Genomic DNA, 16,667 nt, shown 5'->3' with positions numbered 1-16,667 from the left:
TTGTCGGCTTGACGACAGACAGCGGCCCACCGGGCCATGCGACGATGCGCGCCTCGTGCAAGGCGGAGCAGGGCATGCAGAAGGTCATCATCATCACCGGCGCGTCCGACGGCATCGGCGCCGAGATGGCGCGCCAGTGGGCCGGCCGTGAAGGCGCCCAGGCCGCCCTGGTGCTGGCCGCGCGCAGCGTGGACAAGCTGGAGCAGGTGGCGGCCGCCTGCCGCGAGCGCGGCGCCACCGTGCTGGTGCGCCCCTGCGACATCAGCGTGCAGGCGGACTGCCGCGCCCTGATCGAGGCGACGGTTCAGGCCTTCGGCCGCATCGACGTGCTGGTGAACAACGCCGGCATGTCCGCGCACGCACTGTTCGAGCAGGTGGACGACCTGGGCTGGTACGAGACGCTGATGCGCATCAACCACTGGGGCGCGGTGTGGTGCACCCAGGCCGCGCTGCCGCACCTGAAAGCCAGCCGCGCCCGCCTGGTGGCGGTGTCCAGCCTGGCGGGCTTAGTCGGCGTGCCCGGCCGCACCGCCTACAGCGCCACCAAGTTCGCGATGACCGGCTTTTTCGAAGCGTTGCGCATCGAGCTCGCGGCCAGCGGCGTCAGCGTGACCATCGCCTACCCCGGCGTGGTGGCCACGCAGATCCGCTATCGCGGCTTCGACGCGCAGGGCCAGGCGGCCGGGCGCAGCGGACTGGACGAACGCGGTGCCATGAGCGTGGAGGAATGCGCCCGCCTCATCATCGACGGCACCACCCGGCGCCAGCGCGACATCGTCATGACGGCCCAGGGCAAGCTCGGCCGCTGGATGAAGCTGCTCGCCCCTGCCTTGGTGGACCGCATGGCACTCAAGGCCCTGAACCGGGAAGGCGCCCAGCCATGAACGAGGCATCAGCCTGGATCCGCCGCTGGTCGCACCTGGTGCCCGCAGGCGCCACCGTGCTGGACGTGGCCTGCGGCAGCGGTCGCCATCTGCGCTGGTTTGCCGAGCGCGGCGCACGCGTCACCGGCGTGGACCGGGATGCCGCGGCCCTGGCCGGCTTGCAGGGCGTGGGCGAGCTGGTGGTGGCCGACATCGAAGGCGGCCCCTGGCCTTTCACGGGCCGCCGCTTCGATGCAGTGGTGGTGACCCACTACCTCTGGCGTCCGCTGCTGCCGCTGCTGGTGGACAGCGTCGCGCCCGGCGGCGTGCTGCTGTATGAAACCTTCGCGGCCGGCAATGAATCCGTCGGCCGGCCGTCCCGGCCTGACTTTCTGCTGCGGCCCGGCGAGCTGCTCCAGGCCACCACGGGTGCGCTGCGGGTGCTCGGCTACGAGGACGGGTTCCTGAACGATCCAGCGCGCTTCGTGCAGCGCATCGCCGCCGTGCGGGAGCGCGCCGCGGCCGCCGATCCGGCACGTTTTCCCCTGCCGTCATGACCCGCGCCGCCCGCCCGGTGGCCCACAGCTAAAATCCACCGGTTCCCCTGCAGGAAGATCCATGACACCCATTGTTGGCAGCATCGTCGCGCTGGTCACGCCGATGCACGAGGACGGCAGCGTCGACTACGACGCGCTGCGCCGCCTGATCGACTGGCACATCGCCGAAGGCACCGATTGCATCGGCGTCGTGGGCACCACCGGCGAGTCGCCCACCGTGTCGGTGGCCGAGCACCAGGAGGTGATCCGCGTGGCGGTGGAGCATGCCAAGGGCCGCGTGCCCATCATGGCGGGCGCCGGCGCCAACTCCACCGCGGAAGCGATCGAGCTGTCCAAGTTCGCCAGGTCCGTGGGTGCGGACTGCACCCTGCAGGTGGTGCCCTACTACAACAAGCCGACGCAGGAAGGCATCTACCGCCACTTCAAGGCGATCGCCGAGGCGGTGGACATCCCGGTGATCCTGTACAACGTGCCCGGCCGCACCGTGGCCGATATGCTGCCCGAAACCACCTTGCGGCTGGCCCAGGTGCCCGGCATCGTCGGCATCAAGGAAGCCAGCGGCAACATCGACCGCGCGGCCTGGCTGATCAGGCAGGCGCCCCAGGGCTTTTCCATCTATTCCGGCGACGACCCCACCGCCGTGGCCCTGATGCTGCTGGGCGGTCATGGCAACGTGAGCGTCACTGCCAACGTCGCGCCGCGGGCGATGCATGGGCTGTGCATGGCCGCGGTGGCCGGCGACGCGAAGAAGGCGGTCGAGCTGCACATGCAGCTGCTGCCGCTGCACAAGCAGCTGTTCGTGGAGCCCAACCCCATCCCCGTGAAATGGGCGCTGGCGCGCATGGGCCGCATCGGCGGCGCACTGCGCCTGCCGCTCACGCCGCTGTCCGACGCGCACCATGCCGCGCTCGAACAGGCGCTGCGCGACGGCGGCGTGCTGTAAGGTGCGCCCTGTTTTGCCCACCCTCACCCGTTTTCCGACCCTGAAGATGCGCCGCGCCGATTGCGTGCGGATGCTGGAGATGCGCAACGTGAATCGATTCCCTTCCATCAGCCCGGTGCGGGCCGCCACCCTGGCCCTCGTCATGGGCCTTGCCGGCTGCTCCTCGATGGAGAACATGCTCTCCGGCGACAAGATCGACTACAAGAGCGCCGCCGCCAAGACGACACCGCTCGAAGTGCCGCCCGACCTGACCCAGCTGCAGCGCGAGGGCCGCTTCCAGCCGCAAGCCGGTGTGGTCAGTGCCAACAACTACCAGAACCCGGCCGCAGCCGGAGCTGCGCCGGTGGCTGCCACCGGCCCGGCGGTGGCGCCCCAGCAGGTGGGAGAAGTGCGCGTCGAGCGCAATGGCAACACCCGCTGGCTGGTGACCACCCAGTCGCCCGAACAGGTGTGGCCGCAGCTGCGCTCCTTCTGGCAGGACCGCGGCTTCAACATCGCCATCGACAGCCCCGAAGCCGGCGTGATGGAAACCGACTGGGCCGAAAACCGCGCCAAGCTGGCCAACGACTGGGTGCGCAACACCATCGGCAAGTTCTTCGACTCGCTGTATTCCACCGGCGAACGCGACAAGTTCCGCACCCGCATCGAGCGCACCCCGCAGGGCACCGAGATCTTCATCAGCCACCGCGGCATGGAGGAGGTGCTCACCGGCCAGGCCAAGGACAGCACCCTCTGGCGCCAGCGGCCCACCGACCCGGGGCTGGAGGCCGAGATGCTGGCCCGCTTGATGGTCAAGCTGGGCAGCAAGGAGCAGGACGCGCGCAGCGCAGTGCTGGCCACCGCACCGGCAGCGGCTGCCAGCGGCGCCGCACCCGCCACTCCCACCGCCGCCGCCACGCCGGCGGCCCCGGCGCGTGCACGCCTGCTCACCGACCTGCCGGCCGCCGCCTTGCAGGTGGACGAGCCCTTCGACCGCGCCTGGCGCCGCGTGGGCCTGGCGCTGGACCGCACCGGTTTCACGGTGGAAGACCGCGACCGCGCCAACGGCGTGTACTACGTGCGCTACGCCGACCCCAAGCAGGCCGGCAAGGAAGACCCCGGCTTCTTCTCCAAGCTGTTCGGCGGCGACAAGTCGGGCAGCAATGCGCCGGCGCGCTACCGCATCGAGGTCAAGCGCGGCGGCACCGAGAACACCACCGTGTCGGTGCTCAACGCGCAGGGCGCGCCCGAGAAGGGTGACATCGGCCAGCGCATCGTCAACCTGCTGGTCGACGACCTGAAGTGAGGTTCTGCAACCTCGGCAGCGGCAGCAGCGGCAACGCCACGCTGATCGAGGCGCAGGACGGCAGCACCACCGTCCGGGTGCTGGTGGATTGCGGGCTCACCTTGCGCGAGCTCACCGCCCGCCTGGCGCAGCGCGGCTGTTCGCCGGCCGACCTGGGCGCCGTGTTCGTCACGCATGAACACAGCGACCATGTGGGCTGCGCCACCGCGCTGATGCGCAAGCACCGGGTGCCGGTCTGGATGAGCGAAGGCACCTGGCGTGGCTTTGCGCGCGAGCACGCGCCACCGGCCGAGCTGCGCTTCGCGCGGGACGGCGAGCCGGTGGCGGTCGGCACGCTCGAGCTGCGCCCCTATACGGTGCCGCATGACGCGCGCGAACCGCTGCAACTCACGGTGAGCGACGGTCGGCACCGCCTGGGCGTGCTCACCGATGCGGGCGTGGAGACCGAGCGCATCGTGCAGGAGCTGCAGCACTGCACCGCCCTGCTGCTGGAGTGCAACCACGACCTGGACCTGCTGGCCGCCAGCGACTACCCCTACTTCCTGAAGCGGCGCATTGCCGGGCCGCGCGGGCACCTGTCGAACCCGAGCGCGGCCGGCATCCTGTCGCGCTGCCGGCATGCCGGGCTCAAGCATGTGGTGGCCGCCCACCTCAGCGAACGCAACAACCGGCCGGAGCTGGCAGCGGGCACGCTGGCCGAGGTGCTGGGCACGCGCCACGAGGACATCGTGGTCGCCGATCCCCGGCAAGGCAGCCCCTGGCTGGACCTGCACTGAGGGCCAGCGAGCGCCCACGAAAAAGCCGCCCGAAGGCGGCTTTTTTCTTTCATCGGCCGGACGAACCGGCTGATGAAGCAGCTTACTTGCTGGCAGCGGAAGCAGCAGCGGTCGCGGCGGTGGCAGCGGCCGTCGATGCGTCAGCGGCGCTGGAAGCAGCAGCAGCGGCGCCGGAAGCGGCGGCGTCAGCAGCGGCCGGAGCGGCAGCCGGCGGGGTCACCACGGTGGTGGCGGGCGCCGGAGCGGGAGCTTCTTCCTTCTTGCCGCAGGCGGCGAGAGCCACGGAAGCGACCAGGGTAGCCAACAGGAGCGACTTGTTCATGCTTGTCCTCAATGAAAGGTTCGACCAATTACCGGTAATTCTGGGAACCCGACCCCTCACAACTGCCGAGGATTCGTGCAAAGCTCCCTCTTGAAAAGACAAGGAACGCTCGAGCATTTCCTTTGCCTAGCCAACGATTATACGACGGCTAGGGAAGTTCCCTAGAGACCGAGCGTCGTGGCCGCAAACGCGGGCTCAGAGCGTTGCAAAATTACATCAAGCGCTTCCCGGCAGCGCTGGGCGTCGGCAGGCTCGTCGCTCACCTGACCGCGCCAGTGATCCCGGTCCACCAGCTCCACCGTGCGACGCCCGGCCAGCAGCAGGCTGGGGTGGTCGCTGGCCAGCAGCTCGGTCGGCGAGCGCGGCTCCACCAGGTGGCCCCAGGTGCGCCGCCATTGCACGAAGCGCGGATGCCGGCGCTGCAGCTCGCCGTAGTGCTGGGCCAGCAGCACCAGCCGGTGGTGCGGGCGGGTCCAGCGGGTGAGCGCCTCGATCAGCGCCGGTTCGTTCAGCGGCCAGTCCGCAAAGTCCACATCGGACCAGCGCAGCAGCGGCACACCCTCGGCCAGCGCCTGCTGCAGGTTGTCACGCAAGGCGGCGATCCATTCGCCGCGGGTGCTGATCGGTGTGGTGGCCATCGCCTGGGCTCCTGTTTCGTCTCACGCGGCCAGAGGCCGCAGCCAGCCGGCACACGCCCATTCGTCCAGCAAGGCACGCGCCTCTTCGCCCAGGCGTGCCACCTCGGTCGCCTGCAGCACCTGGCGGTCGGCCAGCCGGCGCATCAGCGACGCGTCGCGGCCGCCCGCACGAAATGACTCGCCATTGATGAACACATGGCGCGCGTCGTACATCATGCGGCTGCGCGGGTCCAGCTGCACACCCACGCCGGGCGCCAGCTGGGTGCCGGCGTCGAACCAGACCAGCGGCTTGGGTTCGGTGAGCGACTCGCCGAGCGCGCAGGCCAGCGCGTCGGGCTCGCGCAGCACCCGCTGCACCGCGTCGTGCGCAAACGCCGCCAGCGCGTCCGGAATGCGGCCGGGCGCATCGGTGGCGGGCTGGTGCGGGTCGCGGTACAGCCGCTCGGACACATCCGTGTCGAGCCCATCGATCATGTGCTGCAGCATGTCATGCGCCAGCGGTGCGGCAGCCGGTGCCTGGAAGCCGACGGAGCAGGTCATGCACTCGCCTTCGGCCACGCCGTCGTGGCCCCACAGCGGCGGCAGGTACAGCATGTCGCCCGGCTCCAGCACCCACTCGGTCTCGGGCTCGAAGTTGGACAACAGCTTCAATGGCGCGCCGTCCACCCACTGTGGATGCGGCACGCGCCCCACGCGCCAGCGCCGGCGGCCCTGCACCTGCAGCAGGAACACGTCGTACGCGTCCACATGCGGGCCGACGCCGCCACCATCGGTGGCATAGGAGATCATCAGGTCGTCCAGGCGCGCCTGCGGCACGAAACGAAAACGCGACAGCAGCTCATGCGCGGCCGGCACATGCAGGTCCAGTCCCTGCACCAGCAAGGTCCAGCCCGGGCGACTCACGGGCGGCAGTGCGCGCCGCGACAGTGGCCCGCGGCGCAGGGCCCAGCCGTCCTCGCGCTGCTGGATCAGGCGCGATTCCACGTCGTCGCGGGCGGCCAGCTCGAACAGCGCACTGCGCGACACCGGGGCGGTGGCGCCGGCCCAGGCCTGCCGCACCAGCAAGGGTTTTTTCTGCCAATGCCTGCGCATGAAGGCCTGCGGCGACAGGCCGCCCAGCAAGGCGGTGGGTGCTTCGATGTCCATGCCGGGATTGTCCATGGGCCAAGGCGGCGCACCGGTATGCGATCATCTTCCGATGTTGATTCAAGCACCCTGTGTCGTCAGCCTGACGTGGACCCTGTCCGACGCCCAAGGCCAGGCGATCGACGAACTGAAGGAACCGGTCGAGTTCTTTTTTGGCGGCGACGACCTGTTGCCCAAGGTGGAAGAAGCGCTGGCTGGCCAGGAGGCTGGCCACGAAGCCTTTCTGCAGCTGGAGCCCGAGCATGCGTTCGGTGACTACAACCCCGATCTCGTCTGCTACGAGGAGCGCTCCATCTTTCCCGAGCAGGTGGAGCCCGGCATGCAGTTCGAAGGCCTGCCCGAGGGCAGCAGCACACCGGACATGCCGCAGGACGTGATCTACACCGTGACCGAGGTGTACCCCTCGCACGTGGTGCTGGACGGCAACCATCCGCTGGCCGGCATCGCGCTGCGCCTGCAGATGCAGGTGCGCGACGTGCGGGAAGCCACCGAGGAAGAGATCGAGGCCGGCAGCGTGGGCGAAGCGGGCCTCACGGTGCTGAACACCATGCCCACCGGGCCCGGGGTGCACTGAGCCTTCTCAGCCTCAGTGCTTGCCGGTGGAGCCGAAGCCGCCCTCGCCTCGGTCGGACGCCTCGAACTCCTCCACCCGCCGGAACGCCGCCTGCACCACCGGCACAATCACCAGCTGGGCGATGCGGTCCATCGGCTGCACGGTGAACGCGGCGCCGCCACGATTCCAGCAGCTCACCATCAGCGGGCCCTGGTAGTCGCTGTCGATCAGGCCCACCAGGTTGCCCAGCACGATGCCATGTTTGTGGCCCAGCCCGGAGCGCGGCAGGATCATTGCGGCCAGCCCGGGGTCGCCAATGTGGATGGCGATCCCGGTGGGTATGAGCTCGGCCTGGCCGGGCTGCAGCACCAGCGGCGCCGCGATGCAGGCACGAAGGTCCAGCCCGGCGCTGCCGGCGGTGGCGTAAGCGGGCAACTGCTCGGCCATGCGCGGGTCGAGCACTTTCACGTCGATGGTGGTCATGAGGCGGTAGGGGAAGAAAGGCGTTGGGCGATCTCGCGCACCAGTTCGCGCGCCAGTGCTCGCTTGCTGGCCGTGGCGAGCTGGCGCTCGCCGTGCGCGTCCACCAGCAGCAGCGCGTTGTCGTCGCGGCCGAAGGTGGCGGGCCCGAGGTTGCCGACGATCAGCGGCACATTCTTGCGGATGAGCTTTTCGCGCGCGTGCTTGAGCAGGTCGTGGCTCTCGGCCGCAAAACCGACGCAGTAAGGCCGCTGGGGCAGCCGCGCCACCGCAGCCAGGATGTCGGGGTTTTCGGTCAGCTCGAAGCTCGGTACCTGCTTGGCACCATCTTTCTTGATCTTGTGGTCGGACAGGCTGGCCGGGCGCCAGTCCGCCACTGCGGCAGTGGCCACGAATACGTCGTGGATCGGCGCCAGCGGCAGCACCGCATCATGCATCTGCAGCGCGCTTTGCACATCGATGCGACGCACGCCCGCCGGCGTTGGCAGGTGCACCGGGCCAGCCACCAGGGTGACGGCCGCGCCCGCTTCCCGCGCGGCCCGCGCCACCGCAAAACCCATCTTCCCGCTGGACAGGTTGGTGATGCCACGCACCGGATCGATGGCTTCGAAGGTGGGGCCGGCGGTGATGAGCACGCGCTTGCCGGCCAGCCGCTTGGGCTCGAAGAAGGCGATCACTTCATCGCGCAGCGCCAGCGCCTCCAGCATGCGGCCGTCGCCGATCTCGCCGCAGGCCTGGTCGCCGGCAGCCGGGCCGAGCACCGTGGCGCCGTCGGCGCGTGCCTGGGCGATGTTGCGCTGGGTCGCCGGGTGCGCCCACATCTCACGGTTCATGGCCGGTGCCAGCAGCAGCGGGCAACGCTCGATCGGCCGCGCCAGGCACATCAGGCTCAGGATCTCGTCGGCCCGGCCCTGCACCAGCTTGGCGATGAAGTCGGCGCTCGCCGGCGCCACCAGCACGGCGTCGGCCTCGCGGGTGAGGTTGATGTGGGCCATGTTGTTGGGCGCGCGCGCATCCCACTGGTCCAGCACCACCGGCTGGTTGGACAGCGCCTGCATCGTCACCGGGGTGATGAACTGGGTGGCGGCTTGCGTCATCACCACCTGCACGCTGGCACCCGCCTTCACCAGCGCACGCACCAGCTCGGCGGACTTGTAGCAGGCGATGCCGCCGGAAAGCCCCAGCACCAGGCGCTTGCCCTGGAGGTCGGTCGATTCGTCCATGGGCGGCACTGTAACGGAGCGGGGTCCGCAGGAAGTGACCGCCATGGACGGAATCGGCGCAAGGAGCAGAAACTGCTGGCGTGCCGTTGTCGGGTGAAGCGCACCACCCGCCGCAAAGAGAAGGACACCTGATCCATGGACCCGCTGATCCTCGCCCGCCTGCAGTTCGCGGCGAACATGAGTTTCCACATCCTGTTCCCCACGATCACGATCGCGCTGGGATGGGGCCTGCTGTTCTTCCGTTGGCGCTGGCTGCACACCCGCAACGACGCCTGGCTCACGGCCTACCGCTTCTGGACCAAGGTGTTCGCGCTCAGCTTTGCGCTCGGCGTCGTGAGCGGCATCACCATGAGCTTCCAGTTCGGCACCAACTGGCCGGGCTTCATGGAGCGCGTGGGCAACGTCGCCGGGCCGCTGCTGGGCTACGAGGTGCTCACGGCCTTTTTCCTCGAAGCCACCTTCCTGGGCGTGATGCTGTTCGGCCACGGCCGGGTGTCGGAGCGCGTGCACTTCACCGCCACCTTCCTCGTGGCCTTCGGCACCACGATGAGCGCGTTCTGGATCCTGAGCCTGAACTCCTGGATGCAGACCCCCACCGGCCACGAGATCGTGAACGGTGAGTTCCATGTGCGGTCGTGGATGGAGGTGATCTTCAACCCGTCCTTTCCCTACCGGCTGACGCACATGCTGCTCGCCTCCTTTCTCACCTGCGCGTTCCTCATCACCGGTGTGAGCGCCTGGCAGTTGCTCAAGGGCACGGCCAGCGAGGCCACGCCCAAGGCGCTGCGCTTCGGCCTGAGCCTGGCCGCGCTGCTGATTCCGGTGCAGATCCTGGTGGGCGACCTGCACGGGCTGAACACGCTGGAGCACCAGCCGCAGAAGATCGCGGCGATCGAGGGCATCTGGCACACCGAACGCAGCGCGCCGCTGCTGCTGTTCGCCTGGCCGGACGAGGCCGCGCGGGAGAACCGTTTTGCCGTCGGCATCCCAAAAGCCGGCAGCCTGATCCTGGCGCACGATGCCAACGCGCAGATCCGCGGCTTGAACGAGTTCGAAGGTGCGCATCCGCCGGTGAAGCCGCTGTTCTTCGGGTTCCGCATCATGGTCGGCACCGGCGTGCTGATGCTGCTGACCAGCTGGGGCGGCTGGTTCCTCTATCGACGCTGCGGATGGGACGCGCAGGCGCTGCCGCGTCCGCTGCTGGGCCTGTTCACCGTGATGACCTTCTCCGGCTGGCTGGCCACGCTGGCCGGCTGGTACGTCACGGAAATCGGCCGCCAGCCATACATCGTGTACGGCCTGCTGAAAACCGCCGACGTGGCGTCCGGCACGCCGGCGCCCCACATCGCCCTCACCTTCGCCGCCTACACCGGCCTGTACGCGCTGCTGATTGTGGCGTATGTGAGCGTGCTCAAGTACCTGGCGGAACACCCGGTGGACACCGCAGCCAAACCGCCCGGCCACTCCGCGCAGGCGGTGGCCGAAGTGGCAGGAGGCACACCATGAGCTTTGAACAAGCCTTGCCCTTGGTCTTCATGGGCCTGATGGGCCTGGCCATGCTGACCTACGTGGTGCTGGACGGCTACGACCTCGGCGTCGGCATGCTGCTGCGCGGCGCCAGCGACACCGACAAGGACATGATGATCGCCTCCATCGGCCCCTTCTGGGACGCCAACGAGACCTGGCTGGTGCTGGGCATCGGCATCCTGCTGGTGGCGTTCCCCAAGGCGCACGGCATCGTGCTCACCGCGCTGTACCTGCCGGTGGCGCTGATGCTGATCGGCCTGATCCTGCGCGGCGTGGCCTTCGACTTCCGCGTCAAGGCACGGGACCAGCACAAACCGCTGTGGAACCGTGCCTTCTTCGTGGGCTCGGCGCTGGCCTCGGTGTCCCAGGGCTGGATGCTGGGGCGCTACATCACCGGTTTTGCCGAGGGCCTGGGTTTCCAGCTGTTCGCCGCCACCATCGCGCTCTGCCTGCCCGCTGCCTACCTGCTGATGGGCGCCAACTGGCTCATCATGAAGACCGAAGGCGAGCTGCAGGAGCGCGCGGTGCGCTGGGCCAAGGCCGCCTGGGGGCCGATGGTGCTGGGCATGGCGCTGATCTCCATCGCCACGCCCTGGGTGAGCCCCACCGTGCGCGAGCGCTGGTTCGGGCTGCCGCAGTTCATCGCCCTGCTGCCCATTCCGCTGATGACCGCCGCCGCGCTGCTGGCCGTGCGGGCGCTGCTCAATTCCCACCGCATCCGCGGCAAGCTGTGCTGGCTGCCCTTCGTGCTGACAGTGCTGGTGTTCGTGATGGGCGCCATCGGGCTGGCGTACAGCCTGTACCCTTACGTGGTGATCGACCGCATGACGCTGTGGCAGGCGGCCAGCGCGCACAAGTCGCTGGTGTTCATCGCGGTGGGCTGCGCGGTCACTGTGCCCGCGATCGGCGCTTACACGGTGTTTTCGTACTGGGTGTTCCGCGGCAAGGCGAGTGAACTGCGTTACGGATAGGCCTTAGACAGTTTTCTCAGATTCTTAAGGGCCATCCCCGGCTGAGGGAGAATATAGGGGTTAACCAACAGGCCCGCCCCGTCATGTCCAACCTCGGTACCGAACGCGTCCTGCACGTCCACCACTGGAACGACACCCTGTTTTCGTTCCGCACCACGCGCGACCCGGCCCTGCGCTTCCACAACGGGCACTTCGTGATGATCGGGCTGCCGGTGAACGGCAAGCCGCTGCTGCGCGCCTACAGCGTGGCCAGCGCCAACCATGAGGAACACCTGGAGTTCCTGAGCATCAAGGTGCAGGACGGCCCGCTCACCTCCCGCCTGCAGCACCTGAAGGAAGGCGACGAGATCTACGTGGGCCGCAAGCCGGTGGGCACCCTGGTCGCGCATGACCTGAAGCCCGGCAAGCACCTGTACCTGCTGGCCACCGGCACCGGCCTGGCGCCCTTCATGAGCATCATCAAGGACCCGGAGGTCTACGAACGCTTCGAAAAGGTGGTGCTGGTGCACGGCGTGCGCACCGTGAGCGAGCTGGCCTATTCCGAATACATCCAGCAGGAGCTGCCGCAGCACGAGTTCCTGGGCGAGCTGCTGCGCGACAAGCTGGTGTACTACCCCACCGTCACCCGCGAGCCCTTCCGCAACCGCGGCCGCCTGACCGAGCTGCTGGACACCGGCAAGCTCACCGACGACATCGGCCTTCCGCCGCTGGACCCTGCCGTGGACCGCGCAATGATCTGCGGCAACCAGGCCATGCTGGACGACTGCTGCAAGCTGTTGGACGCACGCGGCTTCCAGATCAGCCCGCGCCAGGGCGAACAGGGCGACTATGTGATCGAACGCGCCTTCGTCGAGAAGTGAGCACCAGGGGCCCCGCGGGGCCCCTTCTTCATAGCGCGTTCCAGAAGCGCGACAGTTCCTTGTAGTTGAAGATCACCCGGTCGGCCCGGCCGTAGAGCTCCTGCTCCGGCACGAAGCCGAACACGCGCGAATCGGCCGAGTTGTCGCGGTTGTCGCCCAGCATCAGGTAGTGGCCGGCGGGCACCTTGCAGTGCCATTCGCCCACCGCCTCGTTCACGCAGTCAGGTGCGTTCACCGCCATCGGCATGCCGCCTTGCAGCACCGGGTTGATCTTGATGGTCCGTTCCCGGCCTGCACTCTGTTCGCGCACCAGCCAGTGGCCCAGGTCCTCCGCCCGCTCGCCGGCGCCCAGCACCGCGGCCGAGAGCGGCTCGCCGTTCACCGACACCACGTCGCGCACGAAGCGCACCTGGTCGCCGGGCAGGCCCACCAGGCGCTTGACGAGATAACCGGACGCATCCTTCGGGTCGCGGAACACCACCACGTCGCCGCGCTGGGGCCGGCCCAAGGGCAGGGCCGTGTTCGTGAACGGCAGGCGCGGCCCGTAGGCCAGATGGTTGATGAGGATCACGTCACCCACGCGCACGGTGGGCTCCATGGACCCGGTGGGCACCACCTTCCAGTCGGCCAGGGCGACCCGGCAGCCGAACACCAGCGCCACCACGCCGAAGAAGTCGGCGCCCCAGGCCAGCCAGCCGGGCTTGCCGCCGGGCCGGGCACGGCGGCGCAAGCGCCACAGCACGGCCAACAGCGCGGTGGCCGCGGTCAACAGGGCGAGCACTTCGTTGAGGGAAAAACCGATTCGCATGCAGCCATTGTGGCCGCCGCCCCGCTGCAGCCATACCACCGCGCCTGCCGTTCGAGGCGCTATTTCAGCTGCTCGTGCAGAAAGTCCAGCAGGCGCTCGCGCGAGGCCTCGCGGGCCGCCGGGTCAGCCCCGACGTGCACACCGGCGCCGGGCTGCGCACCGTTGGGCACGTCGCGGCGCAGGCGAACCGGGGCGTCGCCATCGAAGCCGTGGTAGGCCCCCGGGTAGACCTGCAGCTGCACCGGCGGTGTGCCGGCCGCACCTCCAGCGGCTTCCGTCAGGCGAACGCAGGCTTGCGGCGGCGTCCAGTCGTCGCTGCCACCCACCAGCAGGAGCAAGGGCGCGGTCGGCCGGTAGCCGGCCTGAAAGTCCGTCTCGCAGCCGGGATAGAAGGCCACTGCCGCACGCGGCGCGATGTCCGACCGTGCGACTTCCGGGTGGTTGCGGCGGGTGCTCGCGAGCACCGTGCTGCCGCCGTTGGACCAGCCCAGCAGCACCAGGCGTTGCGGGTCCACATCCGGCCGTGCCGCCAACCAACGCAAGGCGCCCAGCGCGTCGCGCCGGCGCTGCGTCTGCGTGACTGCGCGGGTGCCGGTGCGCTGGGTGCAGAGTTCACGCTCGCCACGCGGCGTGAGCGAGTCGGTCACCAGCACGTGCCAGCCTTCCGTATTGAGCAGGCTCGCATAGCTGCGCATGCGTTCGGAGAGCTGGCCCTGCTGCTTGCCATACGGCCCGCCACACCCATGCAGCAGCACCACGGCCGGCCTCGGCCCGGTGGCATTCGCAGCGAACCAGAACGCCGGCAGCTGCAGCGCCGGGCCGCCGGGTGGGTCGAGGCTGGGCACCTGCACCGACTGCTGGGCCGAAGCGGCCAGGCTCAGTGTGGTCAGTGCAAGCAGCAGCACTCGGGAAACGATGGAAGCCATGCCGCATCGTAGCCGGCCGGGTGCCGCCACATCGGCGCCCTGCACACGCCTCAGCCGGGGGCCGACACGCGGGGCGGAGCCGGATGCCAGCGTGCCATCGAGTGCACGTCCACGTACTGGCCGTGCCGCATCGCATATCCGCGGTGGGTGCCTTCCACCTCGAAGCCGAACTTGCGGTACAGCGCCATCGCGCGATGGTTGTCGGTGAACACCGAGAGCTCCATGCGCAGCACCTGCACCCAGTTGTCGGCGTAGTCGCACATCGCGTGCATCAGCGCGCTGCCGACGCCGCGGCCTTGCGCCTCATGCGCCACGGCGATGCCCAGTGCCATCGCGTGGCGCCGGCGCAGTTGCGAGGCCGCAGGGTGCAGGCCGCCGTTGCCCACCACCTCGCCATCCAGCTCGGCCACCAGGTGCAGATCCGGTTTGCCGGGCGTGGCGCTCTCGGCGAGCCTTGCCTTCCACAGCTCCTCGTCGTTGAAGGGGACCTGCAGCAACTGGGGGAACACCTCCGGATGGCTCATGACGCGTGCATAGGCGGCGGCATCCTTCACGCTGGCGCGGCGGACAGTGATCGTGCTCATCGGTGCGCTCCTCGCGGCGGGTCAAGGCGCCGTGACCGACACCCCGAGCTCATGGAACAGGAAGGCGTATTCGTCGGTGGCCTGCTCGATCGCCTCGGACAGCGCGGTGCCGATGCCATGCCCGCTGGCGCTGCTGGTGCGCAGCAGGATGGGGCGGCCCTTGGGATCCGCGGCCTGCAGGCGCGCGACCATCTTGCGCGAATGCGCCGGGTTGACGCGCCCATCGTTGTCGCCGGTGACCATCAGCACGGCCGGATAGGCGGTGCCGTCCTTCACGCGGTGATACGGTGAATAGGCATACAGCGCCTCGAACTGCGCCTTGTCCTTCACCGAGCCGAACTCGGTGACATTGAAGGCGCCATTCGGATCGAGCTCCACCCGCAGCATGTCGTAGATGCCCACCGAGCTGTCCACCGCCCGGAACAGCTCCGGCCGCTGGGTGAGCGCCGCGCCCATCAGCAGGCCGCCGTTGCTGCCGCCCTGGATGGCCAGCCGTGCGGGCTGGGTGTAGCCGCGCTGAACCAGGTATTCGGCCGAGGCAATGAAGTCATCGAACACCGTCTGCTTGCGCGTCAGGTTGCCGGCCAGATGCCAGGCCTCGCCGTATTCACCACCACCGCGCAGGTTGGCCACCACCAGCACGCCGCCATGTTCCAGCCACACCCGGCGCGAGGCGCTGAAGTAAGGCGTCATGCTGACGCCATACCCGCCGTAGCCGTGGAGGATGGTCGGGTTGCTGCCGTCCAGTGCGGTGCCCTTGCGGCGGACGATGGTCAGCGGCACCTTGGTACCGTCCTTGGAGGTGGCGAACTCGCGCAGCACCTCGGTGTCGCCGTAGTCGGCCGCTGAAGTGACTGCCAGCGCGCTCTTGCGCGGCGCCTGCCCCACGGCCACGTGGTACCACGCCGGTGGTGCCACATAGCTCATCACGCGCGCCAGCACCTGGCCATGGCCGATGCGCACCAGCCCGCTCACGCCGCTGACATCCGGCAGTGAGATCTCGTCGACCTTGCCGCTTTGCAGGTTCACCGCGCGCAGGCGCGAGGGGCCGCCCAGCAGTTCGCTGACGAACAGCTGGCCGTCAGCCACCTGGAACGCCTCCACCGTGCCATCGCTTTCAGGCAGCACGACCTCGGCCTTCGCCAGCTGCGGTTGCTTCATCGACACACGCAGGATCCTGCCCTTGGGCGCACCCTTGCGCGACAGCAGGTACAGCCAGCCGTCGTTGCCGAAGCGGGCCTGCTTGATGCCATCGGCAAAGTCCGCGAGCTTGTGCCAGCGGCTGCCCTGCCGCAGGTACAGCGCATAGTCACCCCCGTCGCCGTTGGCCACCAGCGCGGTGGTGGCGGCGCCGTCGCGTGCGGTTTCCAGCACGGTCTCGGCAATGCGGGGGAAGTCGCGCCCGGCTTCGTAGCGGTCCTTGGCGGCCGGCGTGCCCAGCCGGTGGAACCACACCTGCTGGAAGAAGTGGACGTCGGCGTCCGGCCGCTCGCCGGGTGCCGGATAGCGGGTGTAGAAGAAGCCGCTGCCGTCGGCGTTCCAGGCCACCGAGCCGCCACCGGTGGGGTATGCCACGCGGGGCACCTCATCGGGCAGGGCCTTGCCGGTGGCCACGTCGTAGACATGCAGCGTGCCATCCTCGCTGCCATTGGCCGACAGCGACACCGCCACCTTGCGCCCGTCCAATGAGGGCTCGTAGAAGTCGATGGTGATGGCGCCGTGGTCGGACAGCGTGTTCGGGTCCAGCACCACACGCTCTTCGGTGGTGGAGTCCACCGACTTCAGCAGCACCAGCAGCGGTTGCTGCTTCGGCGGCTGGCTCTTCATGGCGAAGACCTGGCCTCCGCGCTCGATCAAGTCGAAGTAGGCATTCGAGTTCGACTTCATCAGGCGGTCGATGCGCTCACGCAGCAGCGCACGTCCGGGCACCGCGTCCAGCCACTGGCGGCTCAGGCGGTTCTCCGCGGCCACCCAGTCCTTGACCTCGGCGGCGCCACCCTGCTCCAGCCACTGGTAGGGATCGGTCACCGCCACGCCGTGGTAGATGTTCACCACCGGCTTCGTTGGCGCTTCGGGATAGTCGAGCGCGATCGCGCCCGTGCTCCACAGCGCGATGGCGCTGACCGCAGCCGCCCATCGTGCATGCCGTTGAATCTTCATGTGTCTCCCTCGCCTTGTGAGCTCGTTGGGCCTCCAGCCTGGAGG

18 protein-coding genes are annotated in these 16,667 nt (G+C 68.9%); 9 read left to right on the top strand and 9 right to left on the bottom strand.

The features are described 5' to 3' along the window. Positions 1-74: 74 nt before the first annotated feature. From VPH43_RS18375 to VPH43_RS18355, 5 genes are all read left to right on the top strand, one after another. Positions 75-884, top strand: a complete 810-nt coding sequence (locus VPH43_RS18375) for an SDR family oxidoreductase (RefSeq protein ID WP_328579188.1) — start codon at positions 75-77, stop codon at positions 882-884. After that, complete coding sequence (locus VPH43_RS18370; protein ID WP_328579187.1) at positions 881-1,420, top strand: class I SAM-dependent methyltransferase; 540 nt, start codon at positions 881-883, stop codon at positions 1,418-1,420. The genes VPH43_RS18375 and VPH43_RS18370 overlap by 4 nt, the downstream gene beginning before the upstream one ends. Before the next feature lie 61 nt (positions 1,421-1,481). Next, on the top strand, positions 1,482-2,363 hold the full coding sequence (gene dapA, locus VPH43_RS18365; protein WP_328579186.1) for a 4-hydroxy-tetrahydrodipicolinate synthase: 882 nt from the start codon (positions 1,482-1,484) through the stop codon (positions 2,361-2,363). A gap of 79 nt (positions 2,364-2,442) precedes the next feature. Then, entirely contained in the window at positions 2,443-3,648 is a 1,206-nt protein-coding gene (bamC, locus tag VPH43_RS18360; protein ID WP_442909313.1) for an outer membrane protein assembly factor BamC, read from the top strand. Next, on the top strand, positions 3,645-4,424 hold the full coding sequence (locus tag VPH43_RS18355; protein WP_328579185.1) for an MBL fold metallo-hydrolase: 780 nt from the start codon (positions 3,645-3,647) through the stop codon (positions 4,422-4,424). Before bamC ends, VPH43_RS18355 begins: the two co-directional genes overlap by 4 nt. Positions 4,425-4,506: 82 nt before the next feature. Here VPH43_RS18355 and VPH43_RS18350 read toward each other — a convergent pair whose 3' ends face one another. The 3 genes from VPH43_RS18350 to VPH43_RS18340 all read right to left on the bottom strand — a co-directional run bounded on the left by VPH43_RS18350 (position 4,507) and on the right by VPH43_RS18340 (position 6,530). Next, the gene (locus tag VPH43_RS18350; RefSeq protein ID WP_328579184.1) at positions 4,507-4,746 is read right to left on the bottom strand and encodes a hypothetical protein; all 240 of its coding nucleotides are present in this window, start codon (positions 4,744-4,746) and stop codon (positions 4,507-4,509) included. A 161-nt stretch (positions 4,747-4,907) separates the two neighbouring features. Beyond that, positions 4,908-5,384 (bottom strand): hypothetical protein, encoded by a 477-nt coding sequence (locus tag VPH43_RS18345; protein WP_328579183.1) that lies wholly within the window; start codon positions 5,382-5,384, stop codon positions 4,908-4,910. Between the two features lie 21 nt (positions 5,385-5,405). Then, a complete protein-coding gene (locus VPH43_RS18340) occupies positions 5,406-6,530 on the bottom strand; it encodes a JmjC domain-containing protein (protein ID WP_328579182.1) in 1,125 nt (374 codons plus the stop codon). A 52-nt stretch (positions 6,531-6,582) separates the two neighbouring features. Between VPH43_RS18340 and VPH43_RS18335 the strand changes: the two genes are divergently transcribed. Further along, on the top strand, positions 6,583-7,104 hold the full coding sequence (locus VPH43_RS18335; protein WP_328579181.1) for an FKBP-type peptidyl-prolyl cis-trans isomerase: 522 nt from the start codon (positions 6,583-6,585) through the stop codon (positions 7,102-7,104). A 12-nt stretch (positions 7,105-7,116) separates the two neighbouring features. Here the strand turns inward: VPH43_RS18335 and dut are convergent, their stop codons facing one another. Together dut and coaBC are read right to left on the bottom strand one after the other, a co-directional pair. Next, positions 7,117-7,566: a dUTP diphosphatase gene (gene dut / locus VPH43_RS18330; RefSeq protein WP_328579180.1), complete on the bottom strand. Its 450-nt coding sequence runs from the start codon at positions 7,564-7,566 to the stop codon at positions 7,117-7,119. Continuing rightward, positions 7,563-8,786: a bifunctional phosphopantothenoylcysteine decarboxylase/phosphopantothenate--cysteine ligase CoaBC gene (gene coaBC / locus VPH43_RS18325; RefSeq protein ID WP_328579179.1), complete on the bottom strand. Its 1,224-nt coding sequence runs from the start codon at positions 8,784-8,786 to the stop codon at positions 7,563-7,565. Before coaBC ends, dut begins: the two co-directional genes overlap by 4 nt. 135 nt (positions 8,787-8,921) lie before the next feature. Between coaBC and VPH43_RS18320 the strand changes: the two genes are divergently transcribed. The 3 genes from VPH43_RS18320 (at position 8,922) to VPH43_RS18310 (ending at position 12,144) form a co-directional block, all read left to right on the top strand. Next, a complete protein-coding gene (locus VPH43_RS18320; protein WP_328579178.1) occupies positions 8,922-10,292 on the top strand; it encodes a cytochrome ubiquinol oxidase subunit I in 1,371 nt (456 codons plus the stop codon). Beyond that, positions 10,289-11,284, top strand: coding sequence for a cytochrome d ubiquinol oxidase subunit II (locus VPH43_RS18315; RefSeq protein ID WP_328579177.1), 996 nt, complete (start codon positions 10,289-10,291; stop codon positions 11,282-11,284). Before VPH43_RS18320 ends, VPH43_RS18315 begins: the two co-directional genes overlap by 4 nt. 83 nt (positions 11,285-11,367) lie before the next feature. Further along, on the top strand, positions 11,368-12,144 hold the full coding sequence (locus tag VPH43_RS18310; RefSeq protein WP_328579176.1) for a ferredoxin--NADP reductase: 777 nt from the start codon (positions 11,368-11,370) through the stop codon (positions 12,142-12,144). 28 nt (positions 12,145-12,172) lie between these two features. Here the strand turns inward: VPH43_RS18310 and lepB are convergent, their stop codons facing one another. Genes lepB through VPH43_RS18290 form a run of 4 tightly spaced genes read right to left on the bottom strand, consistent with a single transcriptional unit; the run spans position 12,173 to position 16,622 of the window. Then, the gene (lepB, locus tag VPH43_RS18305; RefSeq protein WP_328579175.1) at positions 12,173-12,952 is read right to left on the bottom strand and encodes a signal peptidase I; all 780 of its coding nucleotides are present in this window, start codon (positions 12,950-12,952) and stop codon (positions 12,173-12,175) included. Between the two features lie 59 nt (positions 12,953-13,011). Next, the gene (locus VPH43_RS18300; RefSeq protein WP_328579174.1) at positions 13,012-13,878 is read right to left on the bottom strand and encodes a dienelactone hydrolase family protein; all 867 of its coding nucleotides are present in this window, start codon (positions 13,876-13,878) and stop codon (positions 13,012-13,014) included. Between the two features lie 50 nt (positions 13,879-13,928). After that, positions 13,929-14,462, bottom strand: a complete 534-nt coding sequence (locus tag VPH43_RS18295) for a GNAT family N-acetyltransferase (protein WP_328579173.1) — start codon at positions 14,460-14,462, stop codon at positions 13,929-13,931. Between the two features lie 21 nt (positions 14,463-14,483). Then, entirely contained in the window at positions 14,484-16,622 is a 2,139-nt protein-coding gene (locus VPH43_RS18290; RefSeq protein ID WP_328579172.1) for a prolyl oligopeptidase family serine peptidase, read from the bottom strand. Positions 16,623-16,667 lie beyond the last annotated feature (45 nt).

The sequence above is a fragment of the Ideonella sp. BN130291 genome (assembly GCF_036231905.1).
In the GTDB taxonomy this organism is placed as follows: Bacteria; Pseudomonadota; Gammaproteobacteria; order Burkholderiales; family Burkholderiaceae_C; genus CAMLIZ01.
Note: the sequence above shows the minus strand (reverse complement) of the source record. Positions and strands in the feature narration are given on the sequence as shown.